Raw genomic sequence first — 14,469 nt, forward strand, 5'->3', positions numbered from 1 at the left:
GTGTCTGCCATCCCGTTCCGGAAAAGCGCGTCGGCGCACGCCTCATTCCGGGATCTGCACCTCGAATCCACGCTCGCGCAACTGATCGATGTAGCCGCCGGGCGTGACCAGCGAGGTCACCGGCACCGTCGCGAAGGTCACCGCGTTGCGTGCCAGCGCGTCGCTGGCCATGGAGATCCATTTGCGGTGAGCCTGGGCATCGACGTCGGTAAGGCCGCGGCGGCGCCCGAAGTCACTGTTGGCCACCGCATCCACGCAGGCCACGTACTGCCCTTTCACTGCAAGGCGCTGCAGCGCCTGGATATCACCCACGGCCCAGGCATTGGCCCGCTCGGCCAGCAGCGGCAGCCCGTGCTCGATCACCTCCAGCGTGCGACGGAAGCATTCCACGTCCTGCAGGGCCGTCCCGCGCACTTCCTTCAACGCCTGCCGCGGGTCGGCGATCTTGATGGTGACCTGGGTCGACACCGGCTTGAGGCCGTGTGTCTTGCTGGCCTTCTCGATGATCCTGGAGACCGGCGAGGATCGGCCGAGCCCCACATCCTTGAGGGCGGCGGCGTACAACTGCGTGGCCGCCACCAGCGGGCGGTCTTTCTCGATGCCATTGTCGCGCCCGATGTGACGCTGCTTGAGCAGCGCCCAGCGTGCATAGAGATCGGGCGGCAGTACCTCGCGCAGCGTGCGTCCGTCCGGATCGCGCGCCGCCTTCATCGCCGCAGGCGCCAGGGTCAGGCGGCGGAAGAACCCCACATCGGCATCCAGCGTCCAGCCGGGTGAGCCGAGCACCTCCTGGGCACTGGCGATCACCGCCTGCACCTCGTCGGCGCGCCAGTCCAGCTTGGCCGGCAGCGGCGAGACGGTGCCGAGAATCCACAGTGTGTGCCCCTGGCTGTTGCGGACCTGCCACATGCCCGGCCCCGGCTGCACGCCGGAGACCAGCACCGGGGCAAGGTCGATCACCTCGCCCGCCGCCTGCGCCGGTACCGGTACCGGTTCCTGCGCCGGCGCATGGACCTGGGCATTGGCATGGACCGCGCCGCCGAGCAGCACCGCCATGCCCCACACCAGTGCGTTCCCTGCACGTCCTGCGTTGGCCATGTGACCTTTCCGAAGTGAGTTGCTGCGCAGCGTAAGGCGGCGCGCGGCCGGCTGCGTAAAGTTTGCGTTGCACCGGAACGCCGGCTGCAACGAACAAGGGCAGCCGGTTGGCTGCCCTCGCGTGGAATCATCACCGGCGTGCGTCGATCGCAGCGCGATCAGAACCCACGCCAAGGGGAAGCCTTGGTGCCCGGGGCCGGAATCGAACCGGCATGGGGTCGCCCCCGGCGGATTTTAAGTCCGATGCGTCTACCAGTTTCGCCACCCGGGCAACGGCGCGCATAGGGTGCCTGATCGCGCCCGGTTTTGGAATGCACGCACGCCGGGGCGATGGCACTCAGATCGCCCTGGAATACCGCACCGGCTGGTCCGGCTGCGCCAGATAACGGTCGAAGCACATCGCCAGCAGCCGCAGCAGCGGGCGCCCGCGTTCGCTGGCGCGTACCACGCCGTGCGCGTAGTCGGCCAGGCCGTCGGCCTGCAGCGTGGCCAGCGCGCGCAGCCCGTCGGCGAAATACGCCTCGAAGTCCACGCCATGCCGTGCTGCCAGCGCGGCGCCATCCACTTCGCCCTGGCACATCAGCTGGCCGATCAGCTCGGCGCGCAGTACGTCGTCCTCGTCCAGCTGCAGGCCACGCCAGACCGGCAGGCGCCCTGCATCGACGGCCGCCTCCCAGGCCGGCAGCTCGCGCGGGTTCTGGCTGTAGGTGTCGCCGATGTGGCTGATCGCGCTGGCGCCCAGGCCGACCAGATCGGTATCGGCATGCGTGGTGTAGCCCATGAAGTTGCGGTGCAGCTGGCCCGCGCGTTGTGCCCGCGACAGATCCTCCTCCGGCAATGCGAAGTGGTCCATGCCGATGTACTGATAGCCCGCCTCGGAAAGCCGTTGCACCGCCAGGCCGAGCAGGGCGAGCTTCTGGTCGGGACCGGGCAGATCCGCATCGGCGATCTGGCGCTGCGCGCGGAACAGGTGCGGCAGGTGGGCATAGCCGTAAACCGCCAGGCGATCGGGGCGCTCACGCAACACCGTTTCCAGTGTCTGCGCGAAGCCGGCCAGCGTCTGCTTCGGCAGGCCATAGATCAGATCGACATTGACCGAACGCAGCCCGTACTCGCGGCACGCGCGCAGGATGTCCAGGGTGGCCTCCACGCCCTGCTCGCGGTTGATCGCCTTCTGAACGTCCGGATCGAAATCCTGCACGCCCAGGCTGGCGCGGTTGAAGCCCAGCGCGGCCAAGCCGGCGATGTCGGCGCGGGTGACGAAGCGCGGGTCCAGTTCGATGGAGAAATCGCGTGCGGCCGCAGTGCTGAAATTGAAGCGCTCGCGCAGCCCCTCGAGCAGCTCACGCATCTGTGCTGGCGCGAGGAAGTTCGGCGTGCCGCCACCGAGGTGCAGCTGGATCACTTCGCGGGCCGGATCGAACTGCGGCGCCATCAGGTCCGCCTCGCTCAGCACGCGGGCGACGTAGCTGATGCCCTTGCTGTGGTCGCGGGTGATGACACGGTTGCAGCCGCAGTAGAAGCATGGGCTGCTGCAGTAAGGCACGTGCACATACAGCGACAGCGGCCGGCCGAGCCGGTTGCTGCCGGCGATGGCCTCGCGCAGGGCCAGCTCGCCATACCCGTCATGGAAGTGCGGCGCGGTCGGATAGGAGGTGTAGCGCGGCCCGGGCCGGTCGTGGCGGCGCAGCAGCTCGGGGTCGAAGTGCCAGGCAAGCCCGGCGGCGGCAGGCGAGAAAGTATCCATGCCGCCAGCGTGCACGCGCGCGGGCGCGCACGCATTGCGTCAGATCAATTCAGGCCCTGGCGGCCGACCAGCGGCAGGCTTGGCCAACGCAGCATCTGGAAGCGACGCCAGAACGTATCGGCGATCCGCCCGGCAACGTCATCGGCCAGCCGCTGCATCGGCGGATTGCCACATTCGGCGGTGGTCTGCCGGAACAGGGCCAGCCAGCGGTCGAACAGATCGCGGTCGAGCTCATCCATGGCCATGTGCTTGGGCATCGGCGCGCCTTTGAAGCGGCGCGTGCCGCGCAGCATCGCCGACCAGAAATCGACCAGTTGGGCCAGGTGCGCATCCCAGTCGTGAATCCGTGCCGCGAAGACCGGCCCCAGCCGCGGCTCCTCGCGGACGCGCGCATAGAAGTCATGCACCAGCCGGGTGACCTCATCTTCGCTGCACAGGTCCGGCGCAGGGAGAGGCAGCGCGTTGTCGGTGGGATCGGCCATGAACGTCCTCGGGCGGCAACGCCCAGCATCGGCGGCAGCGCGTGCCGCTGCCTTGATCAGAATCAATGAAGGCCGTCGCGAAGCCTTCTAGTCTGGGAGCTCGACAGGAAGCGCGCACCCGCGATCCCGGCCCCCGGTCGGCGCGAAGTATAGCCGTGCCCTGCCCCCTCCTCCTGACCGTGGCCGCAATGAACGACCTGCACGACCCGCCCGACGGCAGCCGCCGACGGCTGATCCAGCAATGGGGCGCCATCCTGTGGCCCAGTTTCGTCGCAGCCGGCCTGGCCAGCGTGGTGTTCTTCGCGTTCGTCGACCCGCTGCGCCTGCGCGACATCACCTTCCCGCAACACGAGATCAGCCGCGAACTGGGCTACACACTGGGGTTCTTCATGTTCTGGGCGGTCACCGCCGCCGCCAGCACGATCACCTGGTACCTGCTGCGGCCGATGCCCGGCGACGACGACGATCTGCCGCTGGGGTGACCATGACAGACCGCCTCACCCTGCATCTTGTCGATCCACCACCGGCACCGCCGCCCACCGTTCGCCGCGCGCCACTGCGCTGGCGGCCGCTGCTGTCGGCGCTGCTGCTGGCCGGCTTCTATGCCCTGCCGTGGCTGCGCTGGGAGGGCCGCCAGGCACTGTTGTTCGACCTGACCGCGCGCCGTTTCGATCTGTTCGGCTGGACGCTCTGGCCGCAGGACGTGGGCATCCTGCTGGGGCTGGCCGCCGTGCTGGCCACCACCCTGGTGCTGCTGACCAACCTGGCTGGCCGGGTCTGGTGCGGCCATGTCTGCCCGCAGACCTTGTGGAGCCGGTTGTTCCGCTGGATCGAACAGGCCGCCGCGCACTGCCTGCCGGCCGCACCGGCGCGCGCGGCCAAGCATCTGCTGTGGCTGCTGGTGGCCGCGTGGACCGGCATCACCTTCGTGGGCTTTTTCAGCCCGATCCACGGTCTGGTCGGCACGCCGTGGCCGCCGGCCTGGAGCGGCTGGGAAACGTTCTGGATCCTGTTCTATGCCGCCGCCACCTGGGGCAACGCGGGCTTCCTGCGTGAACATGTCTGTCGCGAGTTGTGCCCGTATGCGCGCGTCCACGGCGTGTTCTGCGACAGCGACACGCCGCGCATGCACTATCACGCGCGTCGCGGTGAGCCACGTGGCCCGCGCGTGGCGGGGTTGGGTGGCGTGCAGGACCGTGGCCGCGGACTGCTCGATCCCACCAGCGCCAGCGATTACGCGTTCCGCGCCGCGCATGAGGACATCGCCGGCCCCATGCCGCACTTCAGCGCCGATCGGCTCGGCGATTGCCTGGATTGCGGGGACTGCGTCACCGCCTGTCCGATGGCGCTGGACGTGCGCGCCGGGCCGCATGCCGATTGCATCGGCTGTGGCGACTGCCAGGACGCCTGCGATGCGCGCATGCGTGCGTGGCAGTTCCCGACCGGTCTGATCCGCCGTGCCAGCCCGTCAGCCATGCAGCAACGCCCGCCACGCTGGATCCGCCCGCGCACGCTTGCCGCGGCCAGCACGCTGCTGGCCCTGCTGGGCATCGGTCTCCATTACCTGTAGTGGCGCCGCGTTGGCGGTTGTCCCCGTCCCGATTCCCGGTCCCCCGACCCGGTTTCAGCGAGCGCGCGGTCGCGCACTGCGTGGGGGCACCAACTGGGCGCGCCGCACGATCCCCAACTGTTCGATGATCAACGCCAGCTCATTGGTGACACGGGTTCGCGCGGTGCCCTGCGCCGGTGGGACCAGTCGCTCCAGCACGCGCTGGTAGGTGGACCAGAATTCCGGGCCGCAGCCATGTTTCACGTAGCTGGCTTCCAGCTCGGTTCGCACTCCGTCAGCCAAGTCATGTTCGCCGTATTCCATACGACCTCCGTGGGACTTGCTTGCTTCAGGGACGACAAAACCCCCTCAGGGGCGGATTCACTTCGGGTTCACTTAAAATTTGCACTTCCTTTGCATTAAGTCAATTACCACACGGCCAAAGGCCACGCCCCTGATGAATGGTTCATCTCGCGCCTGCGCCCGCATCTGCATCATGCAGGGCGCATATTGACAGCAGCATGTCAGCGCGGCGGCGGATACTCCGCCTCTGGCCGGCTCCTGGTATCAGCCCCTGCGGGTAAACGCTGCAGGCGTCATCTCATTCCGCTGCCGAGCGCACCGGCTGTGACGCGGCCTGCCCGGGCAGGTGCGGGGCGACGAACTGCAGCAGCCGCTCCATCCCGCTGCCCGCCGGCGAGCCGCCGGCGATACGGTCTGCGAAAGCCTCCCAGTCACCTGCCGAGAGCACCTCGATCAAGGCAGGCTCCACGCCCAGCCAGCGCATGCTCCAGTACGGGAAAAAGCGCTGCGGTACGCGCGCGTGGCCGAGCTTGTGGATGGCGCGATGGCTGCGCGCCTGCAACACCCGCTCATGCACCGCCGACACCCCGTCATCGGGACCTTCGAAGTACTGCAGGAAACGACTTCCGTCGCACAGCAGTACGCCGGTTACCCCCGCCAGGCTGTTGAAGCGGATGGCATCCTCGACAAGGGCGTCAAGATGCGCCGCAGACAGCGGGCCCGCAACGTCGCTGACATACGCGATCGCGCATAAGGGCATGGGTAAACTCCGACATTCTCAAAGCACTATGCTGGCACTTTCAGGTATCTAAATAAAGCCGCTGGCTGAAGCATTCAGATGCCGCCGCAAACGAAAGTTTCCATCGCGCGGTGGTTTCGTCACCCGGGCCGCTGCGGGCAGCCGCGCGCACTCACTGCCGCGTGGCGATCGAACTACGTACTGCCTCACTGAATGCATCGAGCAGGAACGGCTTGGCGATCATCGCCATGCCGTTGTCGAGGAACGCCGAGCGTTCCTGCGCCTTCTCCGCGTAGCCGGTCATGAACAGCACCGGCAGGGATGGCCGCGTCTGCCGCGCGATTTCCGCCAGCTGCCGCCCATTGAGACCGGGCAGCCCGACATCGGTGATCAGCAGGTCGATCTTCTTCGACGAGCCAAGGATGGGAATGGCGCCATCGGCGTCGCCGACCACCTCGGCGGTATACCCGAGATCCTCAAGCACCACCGTCACCAGCATCCGCACCTGCTCGTCGTCCTCCACCACCAGGATCGACTGCCCGGCGCCAAGCGATACCGCCTGCGCGTTCGGCGTGTCCTCATCCTCGGCCGGGTCGTGCACCACCGGCATGAACAAGGACACCGTCGTGCCCTGCCCTGGCGTGGAGTCCACGGTGATGTGGCCCCCGGACTGCTGCATGAAGCCGTAGATCATCGACATGCCCAGCCCGGTGCCCTTGCCGATCGGCTTGGTGGTGAAGAACGGCTCGAAGATCCGTTCGACCACCTCCGGCGGCATGCCGGTGCCGGTATCGGACACGGCCACCACGGCGTACTCGCCGGCCGGGATGGTCGGCACCTCCGCCTCGGCGACATGCACATGCGAGGTGCGCAGCCGCAACTCTCCACCATCGGGCATGGCATCGCGTGCGTTGATGGCCAGATTGAGCAGCGCGCTTTCAAACTGGTTGCTGTCCAGGTTCGCGCGCAGCGGGGTATCGCTGGTCACCATCTGGATGCGGATCGTTTCCCCCAGGGTGCTGCGCAGCAGGTGCTGGACCGACCCCACCAGTGCGTTGAGTTCGACGGTTTTCGAATCCAGCGATTGCCGGCGCGAGAACGCCAGCAGGCGCTGGGTCAACGCGGCCGCACGCTGGCTGGAGGCGGTGGCGGCATCCAGGAACCGTTCCAACCCTTCCATGCGCCCCATTTCCACGCGCATGCGCATGATGTCCAGCGAGGACAGGATGCCGGTCAGCATGTTGTTGAAGTCATGCGCGATGCCGCCGGTGAGCTGGCCGATCGCATCCATCTTCTGCGACTGGCGCAGTGCGGCTTCGCTGGCTTCGCGCGCGGCCATCTGGTGTTCCAGTTCGGCGGTGCGCTCGGCCACCATCGCCTCCAGGTCCAGCGCGTGCTGCTGGCTGGTCTCCAGGGCCAGTTTGGAGGCGGTGATATCGGTGACGAACACGTGGAACCCGTCGGGCGTTCCATCCGCATCAACGCGTGGCGAGTAGCGGATCTCACTGTCGCGCCGCCGGCCATCGCTGAACGGCCAGTTCGCCTCGAACACGATGTGCTCGCCGGCCAGCGCACGTTCGATCAACGGCCGGCGACTGGTCCACACTTCCTGCCCGAACACGTCGGGCACACGCCTGCCGATCACGTCCGAAACCGGCCGCTCGAACCAGGCTTCATACGCCTTGTTGGCGAAACGGTAATTCAGGTCACGGTCGATGAAGGCGATCAGCACCGGCATCGCGTCGGCCACCAGGCGCAGTTCGGCTTCGCTGCGCTCCAGCGCGGCACGCCCATCGGCCAGCGCCCGCATCTGGTCACGCACCAGGAACTGCTTGTCGCGCGCGCGCAGCGCACTGCGCACCGAACTCAGCAGCGAGCTGCTGCCCAGTGGCCGGTCCAGTTCGATGATGTTGATCGCGAGCTGCAGGCCGGCGTCGGCCAACGGCCGCTTCTGCGAGCGCGGGGACCGCAGCAGGATGAAGGGTATATCCGACCAGGACGGTTGCCGGGCCAGAGGCTCGAGCAGGGCAGCCGTGCCTTTCGCCACGGCCTCCTCGGTGACCACCACCGCGCCCACCTCGTCATCAAGCGCATCGGCCAACCACGCCAGGCTTTCGTGGATCGTGGTCCGCAACCCGGCGGCGTTGAGCACGGCAGCGATGCTCGGCGCATCACGCCCGAACGGTGCAACGATGTGCACCACGCCGGACGTGGCGTCAGTCTGCACGGGTGTGGCCGAGCAGATGCGCCGTATTGCCCACGAATTCCGGCGTGCCGGTCAGGATCCCCTTGAACTCGTTGAGGGGCGCACTGAGCGAAATGCCCTTGCCGTCGATATTGAGCTCGCGGATCGTGTTCTCGTGCGCACCGCCGCGGTTCTTGATCACCGAGATCGCCTTGCGGATCCGCCCCTGCGACTCGAAGAAGCGGAACAGCACGACCGAGTCGGCGATGTAGGACACGTTGAGATTGCCCGTGGACATGGTGCCGACCAGGCCATGCTGCGGATTGATCAGGATGGTCGCCACGCCCTTCTGGTTGAGATAGGACAGCATCTCGTGCAGCTGGAGCATCAGCTGCTTTTCCTGCGGCATCGCCGTGACGTAGCCGTTGAGGCTGTCGATCACCAGCAGGCGGCACTGACGTTCTTCCACCGCACGCTGCATGTTCCAGGCGAACTCGCCCGGCGAGATCTCGGCCGGGTCCACCTGCTGGATCTCCAGCAGCCCCGTCTCCAGATGTTTGCTGAGGTCGATGTCCAATGACTCCGCGCGGGCCAGCAAGGTGCCGATGCGCTCATCGAATTCGAAGATGCAGCAATGCTCACCTCGCTCGCACGCGGCCCACACATACTGCAGCGCCACGTTGGTCTTGCCGCTGCCGGCCGGGCCGGTCAGCAACGTGCTGGTGCCCCGTAGCGGTCCACCACCGAGCAGGCTGTCGATCTCGCCCACCCCGCTGCTGATCGGGGTACCCTTGAATTTGGTTCTTCACCCAACTCCGGGGAAGGCCGCCCGGATCTTCAGGAAGAAGTACGCGTCATCTCGGTATCCGTAGGCAACGCGCTTGATGACCTTGATCTTGTTGTTGATGCCTTCCACCAGGTTCGTCCCGAGCGGCCATCGGCAGTGGGCCAGGATGCCCGGGAGATAAGGCTGCAGACGGCGGACAAAGATGCGCAGCGGCTCCAGCCCGCTTCGCAGGGCGCGATGCTTCCATGACCGCCAGGCCTTCTCCGCCCAGCTCTGGCTTCGGTAGCGCCACAGCTGCTTCAGGTCGTCTTTGAGCAGATAAGTGGTCAGCAGGGCTTTGTTGGCGGCCAGCAGCTCCTCGAGTTGGACGCGCTGCTCGGCCGGGACGTTTTGCCGGTTGCGCAGCAGGAGCCAGCGCGAGGTCTTCACCACCCGTCGCGCGGGCTTGTCGGTGCGTAGGCGATTGGCCTCGTCCACCCGCACCCGATCAATGACTTCGCGCCCGTACTTGGCCACGACATGGAAGAGGTCGTAGACCACTTCAGCATTGGGGCACTGGGCTTTGACCTCCACATCAAAGGCCGAATTCATGTCCATTGCTACGGCTTGGATGCGTTCGCAACCGACCCTGCCGAGTAGTTCAAAGAAGGGACGGATGTCAGCGCGGCTGCGTCCTCGGCCGACCCAGAGCACGCGCTTGCGCGATGGCTCGACGACCACGGTGGCGTAGCGATGCCCCTTCTGGATCGCAAACTCGTCCATCGCGATCACGCGTACGTCCGATAGGTCCACTGGGCCCAGCGTCTGCATCAGATGCCTGAAATCAAGCGCTTTGACCGTCTTCCAGTCCAGACCATGCCACTTTGCGGTGGCATGGATCGAGGTGGTGGCGCACATGCGTGCCACGCTCTGCGCAAGCCGTTGCGTTACCCGGGCATGCCGCTCCAGCCAATCCAAGTGCTCCAGTTTCGGCCCGCAGCGAGGGCAGGCCAGCCGCTGCCGCTGGACTTCCAACTCCACCGGCTCGTCGAACACGGGCAAGTCACGGATGCGCCGGAGCGTCTGGTCGTGGATGGCCACGACCCACTTGCCGCAGCCACTGCAGCGTCGTCGGCGGCGTGAATCAGGCAACAGCGAAAGCACCAGCCACGTGGCTCCGCCACGTGCCTCGCGGCGCCATCCATCCAGGCGATACCCCGCCCAGCCTCCCAGCAACGGCATACAATCCAGCTTGGCCACGGCCGGCCTCGGTTTGTTTTCTCGACAACTACAAATCTAGCTGGTCGGCCGTGCGCCTTCTCCCCTCAGATGGGAGAAGAACCTTGAATTTGGCGTGGTGGTCCGAGGCGATCAGTCGCGGAAACACCTCCAGACCGCCCTCGCGGATGGTCATGTCATGGTAGCCGGCAGTGAAGTTCACCCCGCGCAGCTTCTGCACATGCATCCGCCGGCGGGCCGGACCGAAATCCAGCGTCAGCCGTTCCAGCGATACGACGCCATGACACAGGCTGTGCAGCTGGCCATCACGCTCCTCGCCGGAGGCGGTCATGTCATCGACCAGCACCACGGTTGCGCTCTTCGGCGCGAAGAACTGCTTGAGCGACAGAATCTGCCGGCGATAGCGCAGCGGATCCTGCGAGAGCAATCGCAGCTCGGAGAGCGAGTCGAACACCACCCGGTGCGGCTTGATGCGCTCCACCTCGCCCAGGATCAGCTTGACCGTCTCATCCAGCTCGACCTCCCAGGAGTGCAGGACCGACTGCATGCGGCCGTCGCCCAGCGCTTCCTCGGCCGAGGCCAGCTCGAACAGGTCCAGCCCGTCCAGCGACCAGCCGTGAGCGTTGGCGACTTCCCGGAGTTCGTCAGCCGTCTCGGAGAGCGTGATGTACAGGCAGCGCTCCCCCTTGCTCAACCCGTGCAGCAGGAACTGCAGGGACAGCGTGGTCTTGCCTGAGCCGGGCGGACCCTCGAGCAGATACAGCCGCCCCTGCGGGAAGCCCCCGCCCAGGATGCTGTCGAGGCCTTCGATACCCGTCGCTACGCGTGCTTTTTGTGTCTGCATAAGGCTGCCAATATGGACGGGCGCAGCATACGAAGCGGGTTGTGTAGGCCCTGTCGGCTCTCGCCTGCGAAACTGAATGGAGGCCCACAACGCACAAAGCCCGCATGCGCGGGCTCTGGGCTACTTTCTATTTGGAGGCCTGGGTCGGAATTGAACCGGCGTACGCGGATTTGCAGTCCGCTGCATGACCACTCTGCCACCAGGCCGGTGACCCTACGATCATCGGAGGCGTGTTGCATGCCCCGATAGAGCAAGACCCCGAGAACGGGGCCTGGTCAGGATTTGGAGCGGGAAACGAGACTCGAACTCGCGACCTCAACCTTGGCAAGGTTGCGCTCTACCAACTGAGCTATTCCCGCAAAATCAAGCGTGCATGTTACCGAAACCACTCGAAACACACCAGCTTTTTCACACTTTTTTTCACATCCCGGCCAATGCTTCCGGACCGGATGCCCGCGTGCCACCGCGGAGAAAAACAAGGCCCCGAGGGGGGCCCTGTCGAAATCTGGAGCGGGAAACGAGACTCGAACTCGCGACCTCAACCTTGGCAAGGTTGCGCTCTACCAACTGAGCTATTCCCGCAGACTTTCGCTTGCCCCGACGGCACCGCACCCTGGGGTGCTGGAGGCTGTCGGCCCCTCGACCTGCGTCGAAGGAGCGCTATTCTGTCGGAATTCCTTCACGTCGTCAACATCCTTTTTGCTGCATTTCCGTGCGTTGCCTCGGGCCGTGCGAGCCAAGGGATGCACCCCGGCTACACCCGCATCCCCTGCCGGTGGAAATAGCTCTGTTCGGCGATCCGCTGCATCGCGCCGGACTGCAGCATCAAGTCGATCGGTCACTCCACCTGCAGGTGCTCCATCGCCCAGCGCAACGCGCGTCTGGACCGGAACCTGGGCGCCACCCGCGCCGCTGCGGCTTCGGCCGGCCAACCCTCGCCGCGCAATGGCAGGGCGACCGCATCGCCTACCGCCCAGCCGTGCCGCCAGGACGAATGGATGCCGCCGGCCGAGCGGGGCAACACATCCCGGCCGCGTCGCCTGAGGATCACGCCCGGGCCGGTGATCGGCCCATCGCGCACCCCACACGGCACTCGGTCGCACTAAGGCAGATGCCCGAGTGGGGATTAAGCCGAACCTGCGACGTGTCTGAACATTGCAACTCGTTGCATGGCTTGGCCGCAGGGTCTGGCACATCCTCAGTTGAAACGCAGGTCTGCCGTAGCAACCATGGCGCTGCATTTGGCGCCACCAGCCCGGGCGGCAATGGAAGGAACCGAGCTGGAATCAGCTACAGGGAATCTCCTTTGATGCCTACTGGAGACGCCTCCATGACCTAATACGCGAGCAGAGCAACGGATCACTCCAATGAATTCATCTTTGTCATGGACGAACAAGCTGGATAGCTGGGGGACGAAGTTGCAAGGAACAGAACGACGTTATCCATAAGCCCAGCCCTCATGAAAAACACAATAGCGAAATTGTGGGAACAGGAATTACTTCCAATCAAGGACGCCATCTACTTCTCCAACGGGGAGTCTCACGAATGCAGGATTACGACCCATCCAGTTCCGAGCATAAACGTCGGGGAGAAATTCAGCCTTGACGACTTTAACGAACACAATAAGCAGGACGTCTGCGCCATAGACATTTTCAAGGAAATCCCTCTCACCACTGGAGGGTACTGCTGCACAGGTGGATGCAGCTATGGATCCGACGGATTTATTGCTTACCTGGACAACGAAAGGAACCTTGCCTGGGCGATTTACTCATCATCATCAAACCCTTTCACTGATGCCGTCCAAGTGGACGATCGAACAGTGAAGGTGACAACCACCACGAACCTTGAAATCAACATCGATCTCGAAAGCCCCCTAACCCTTGATCTCACCCAGTAGCCACCCGTCCAAAGAATGCAAAACAACACATCATTTGCATCGCACCTCATCCAATACCACGCAGACGGGACACACACCCCCAACTTACCCAGTAAAACAAATGGACATAAATGAAAATCACTAACGGGAAAAAGGTAGAACTTCGCACCTTCTTTGGCACAAGCACTCCAAACCAAACCACGCGCGCCTCCGAAAATTACTGGAAGCTCATCGGACAGGCCGGAACGGTTATAGCGCAAGAGAATGAGTCCAGCCTTCCTAGACACAAACTCGGCAGCCGGGTACTAGTCGAATTCACCGCATGCATCACTGATCTTGGTCTCATCTGCCACAACGAAGTACCAGACAGCCTTTGGATCCTAGTGACAGACCTAGTCATAGCCCCGGAGAATCAACCATCAAGTTCGACAGAGCAAGCTAATACCTGACAACTTTATCTCGGGTCCGTCGATATCCCATATCCCCAATGACTTACCGACTGCGTCATCCTTCCCATCATCATCTCCGGCACGAGCACCCACGTCCTCTCCAATGCGTGGATGATGTTGACTGACCTAAGCAACGTGATCCCGAGCGAATCCTCGATCCTGTGGTTCGAACCCTATGTGATGAACCCGGGCTCATCGAACTACTGGCGTTACGGCAAGGACCGCACGAACTATTACCACTTCGTGCACACGGAGCAGGCGCTCTACGTGTACTTGCCCATCAAGAACAGCTGCCCGCGGTTCGACCGCGAAAACATCCGCACGTGGTGCAACGTCCGGATCGGAACGCGCCACTGACCGCAGACACGCGCATACAAAAAAAGCGACCCGGAAGGTCGCTTTTTTAGGCGTTTCCCTTCGCGACGGATCGCGATGGAAACAGTATCTGGAGCGGGAAACGAGACTCGAACTCGCGACCTCAACCTTGGCAAGGTTGCGCTCTACCAACTGAGCTATTCCCGCTTGGGAGGCGAAATTCTACAGCCAAACGAGGGGCTGTCAACAGCCCTCATGCATTCTTTTTCGCTTTGGCGTTCTCACGCGCAAGGCGCTCGTCCTCGCGCAGGCTCGGCCATGCCGCGTGCAGGTACTGCAGGCCCGACCACAGCGTGAGAATCGAGGCGATGGCCAGGGTCCAGTCACCGATATGGAAGACCTGGGTACCCATCCAGATGTCCTGCATCGGGGTGTGCGGCGCCACCGAGTACAGCAGGCACAGCAGCGCGATCATCTGCGCGGTGGTTTTCACCTTGCCGATCACCGCCACGCGCACCTTCGCACGCTGGCCGATTTCGGCCATCCATTCGCGCAGTGCCGATACGGCAATCTCGCGGCCGACGATCACCGCCGCCCACACCGCCATCCACGCAGTGGGATGGCCCTGCACGATCAGGAACAGTGCCACGGCCACCATCAGCTTGTCCGCGACCGGGTCGAGGAAGGCGCCGAACGCGGACTGCAGGTCGTAACGGCGGGCGATCCAGCCGTCGAGCCAGTCGGTGAGCGCGGCCAGGCCGAAGATCGCCGCGGAAGCGAAATTGGTCCACTTGTAAGGGAGATAGAACACCAGCACCAGGACGGGGATCATCACGATCCGCAGCAGGGTCAGCCAGGTGGGGAGGGTCAACTTCAT

The 14,469-nt window shown here is 64.5% G+C and carries 12 protein-coding genes, 5 tRNA genes and 2 pseudogenes; 4 read left to right on the forward strand and 15 right to left on the reverse strand.

The annotated features are described in order from the left end of the window. Positions 1-42: 42 nt before the first annotated feature. The 4 genes from POS15_RS10105 to POS15_RS10120 all read right to left on the reverse strand — a co-directional run bounded on the left by POS15_RS10105 (position 43) and on the right by POS15_RS10120 (position 3,327). A complete protein-coding gene (locus tag POS15_RS10105; protein WP_284128097.1) occupies positions 43-1,098 on the reverse strand; it encodes a TraB/GumN family protein in 1,056 nt (351 codons plus the stop codon). Between the two features lie 184 nt (positions 1,099-1,282). After that, positions 1,283-1,369, reverse strand: a tRNA-Leu gene (locus POS15_RS10110). A 66-nt stretch (positions 1,370-1,435) separates the two neighbouring features. Next, positions 1,436-2,845, reverse strand: a complete 1,410-nt coding sequence (gene hemN, locus POS15_RS10115) for an oxygen-independent coproporphyrinogen III oxidase (RefSeq protein ID WP_019183359.1) — start codon at positions 2,843-2,845, stop codon at positions 1,436-1,438. 44 nt (positions 2,846-2,889) lie between these two features. Beyond that, complete coding sequence (locus POS15_RS10120) at positions 2,890-3,327, reverse strand: group III truncated hemoglobin (protein ID WP_284128098.1); 438 nt, start codon at positions 3,325-3,327, stop codon at positions 2,890-2,892. Positions 3,328-3,515: 188 nt separating this feature from the next. Between POS15_RS10120 and POS15_RS10125 the strand changes: the two genes are divergently transcribed. After that, a complete protein-coding gene (locus POS15_RS10125; protein WP_019183361.1) occupies positions 3,516-3,809 on the forward strand; it encodes a hypothetical protein in 294 nt (97 codons plus the stop codon). A 2-nt stretch (positions 3,810-3,811) separates the two neighbouring features. Next, positions 3,812-4,897: a 4Fe-4S dicluster domain-containing protein gene (locus tag POS15_RS10130; RefSeq protein WP_284128099.1), complete on the forward strand. Its 1,086-nt coding sequence runs from the start codon at positions 3,812-3,814 to the stop codon at positions 4,895-4,897. 54 nt (positions 4,898-4,951) lie between these two features. On the opposite strand, the gene POS15_RS10135 is transcribed toward POS15_RS10130, so the two are convergent. The 9 genes and pseudogenes from POS15_RS10135 to POS15_RS10175 form a co-directional block, all read right to left on the reverse strand. Then, positions 4,952-5,200 carry a hypothetical protein gene (locus POS15_RS10135; RefSeq protein WP_019183363.1) on the reverse strand — a complete coding sequence of 83 codons (249 nt, stop codon included), beginning with the start codon at positions 5,198-5,200 and terminating at the stop codon, positions 4,952-4,954. A gap of 277 nt (positions 5,201-5,477) precedes the next feature. Next, positions 5,478-5,939, reverse strand: coding sequence for a BLUF domain-containing protein (locus POS15_RS10140; RefSeq protein ID WP_284128100.1), 462 nt, complete (start codon positions 5,937-5,939; stop codon positions 5,478-5,480). A gap of 151 nt (positions 5,940-6,090) precedes the next feature. Then, a complete protein-coding gene (locus POS15_RS10145) occupies positions 6,091-8,145 on the reverse strand; it encodes a PAS domain-containing sensor histidine kinase (protein ID WP_284128101.1) in 2,055 nt (684 codons plus the stop codon). Next, a pseudogene (locus POS15_RS10150) lies at positions 8,135-8,884 on the reverse strand (ATPase domain-containing protein); the annotation flags it as partial. The pseudogene POS15_RS10150 and the gene POS15_RS10145, both read right to left, overlap by 11 nt. A gap of 24 nt (positions 8,885-8,908) precedes the next feature. Next, complete coding sequence (locus POS15_RS10155) at positions 8,909-10,129, reverse strand: ISL3 family transposase (protein WP_284128102.1); 1,221 nt, start codon at positions 10,127-10,129, stop codon at positions 8,909-8,911. A gap of 94 nt (positions 10,130-10,223) precedes the next feature. Continuing rightward, positions 10,224-10,952, reverse strand: a pseudogene (locus POS15_RS10160) (ATPase domain-containing protein); the annotation flags it as partial. A 132-nt stretch (positions 10,953-11,084) separates the two neighbouring features. Beyond that, a tRNA-Cys gene (locus tag POS15_RS10165) sits at positions 11,085-11,158 on the reverse strand. A 77-nt stretch (positions 11,159-11,235) separates the two neighbouring features. Then, positions 11,236-11,311, reverse strand: a tRNA-Gly gene (locus tag POS15_RS10170). Positions 11,312-11,458: 147 nt separating this feature from the next. Then, positions 11,459-11,534: transfer RNA gene (locus POS15_RS10175), tRNA-Gly, on the reverse strand. Between the two features lie 877 nt (positions 11,535-12,411). Between POS15_RS10175 and POS15_RS10180 the strand changes: the two genes are divergently transcribed. Both POS15_RS10180 and POS15_RS10185 read left to right on the forward strand, forming a co-directional pair. Further along, positions 12,412-12,849, forward strand: a complete 438-nt coding sequence (locus tag POS15_RS10180) for a hypothetical protein (protein WP_284128103.1) — start codon at positions 12,412-12,414, stop codon at positions 12,847-12,849. 542 nt (positions 12,850-13,391) lie between these two features. After that, a complete protein-coding gene (locus tag POS15_RS10185) occupies positions 13,392-13,634 on the forward strand; it encodes a hypothetical protein (protein ID WP_019183369.1) in 243 nt (80 codons plus the stop codon). 89 nt (positions 13,635-13,723) lie between these two features. On the opposite strand, the gene POS15_RS10190 is transcribed toward POS15_RS10185, so the two are convergent. Continuing rightward, a tRNA-Gly gene (locus POS15_RS10190) sits at positions 13,724-13,799 on the reverse strand. A gap of 46 nt (positions 13,800-13,845) precedes the next feature. Continuing rightward, the gene (gene pgsA, locus POS15_RS10195; RefSeq protein ID WP_019183370.1) at positions 13,846-14,469 is read right to left on the reverse strand and encodes a CDP-diacylglycerol--glycerol-3-phosphate 3-phosphatidyltransferase; all 624 of its coding nucleotides are present in this window, start codon (positions 14,467-14,469) and stop codon (positions 13,846-13,848) included.

The sequence above is a fragment of the Stenotrophomonas sp. BIO128-Bstrain genome, assembly GCF_030128875.1.
In the GTDB taxonomy this organism is placed as follows: domain Bacteria; phylum Pseudomonadota; class Gammaproteobacteria; order Xanthomonadales; family Xanthomonadaceae; genus Stenotrophomonas; species Stenotrophomonas bentonitica_A.

What these genes read in the sequence shown, in the direction of transcription:
- POS15_RS10130 (WP_284128099.1), top strand. Translation starts at nt 3,812, where the DNA reads ATGACAGACCGCCTCACCCTGCATCTTGTCGATCCACCACCGGCACCG.
- POS15_RS10135 (WP_019183363.1), bottom strand. Translation starts at nt 5,200, where the DNA reads ATGGAATACGGCGAACATGACTTGGCTGACGGAGTGCGAACCGAGCTG.
- pgsA (WP_019183370.1), bottom strand. Translation starts at nt 14,469, where the DNA reads ATGAAGTTGACCCTCCCCACCTGGCTGACCCTGCTGCGGATCGTGATG.
- POS15_RS10185 (WP_019183369.1), top strand. Translation starts at nt 13,392, where the DNA reads ATGTTGACTGACCTAAGCAACGTGATCCCGAGCGAATCCTCGATCCTG.
- POS15_RS10125 (WP_019183361.1), top strand. Translation starts at nt 3,516, where the DNA reads ATGAACGACCTGCACGACCCGCCCGACGGCAGCCGCCGACGGCTGATC.
- POS15_RS10180 (WP_284128103.1), top strand. Translation starts at nt 12,412, where the DNA reads ATGAAAAACACAATAGCGAAATTGTGGGAACAGGAATTACTTCCAATC.
- hemN (WP_019183359.1), bottom strand. Translation starts at nt 2,845, where the DNA reads ATGGATACTTTCTCGCCTGCCGCCGCCGGGCTTGCCTGGCACTTCGAC.
- POS15_RS10140 (WP_284128100.1), bottom strand. Translation starts at nt 5,939, where the DNA reads ATGCCCTTATGCGCGATCGCGTATGTCAGCGACGTTGCGGGCCCGCTG.
- POS15_RS10120 (WP_284128098.1), bottom strand. Translation starts at nt 3,327, where the DNA reads ATGGCCGATCCCACCGACAACGCGCTGCCTCTCCCTGCGCCGGACCTG.
- POS15_RS10105 (WP_284128097.1), bottom strand. Translation starts at nt 1,098, where the DNA reads ATGGCCAACGCAGGACGTGCAGGGAACGCACTGGTGTGGGGCATGGCG.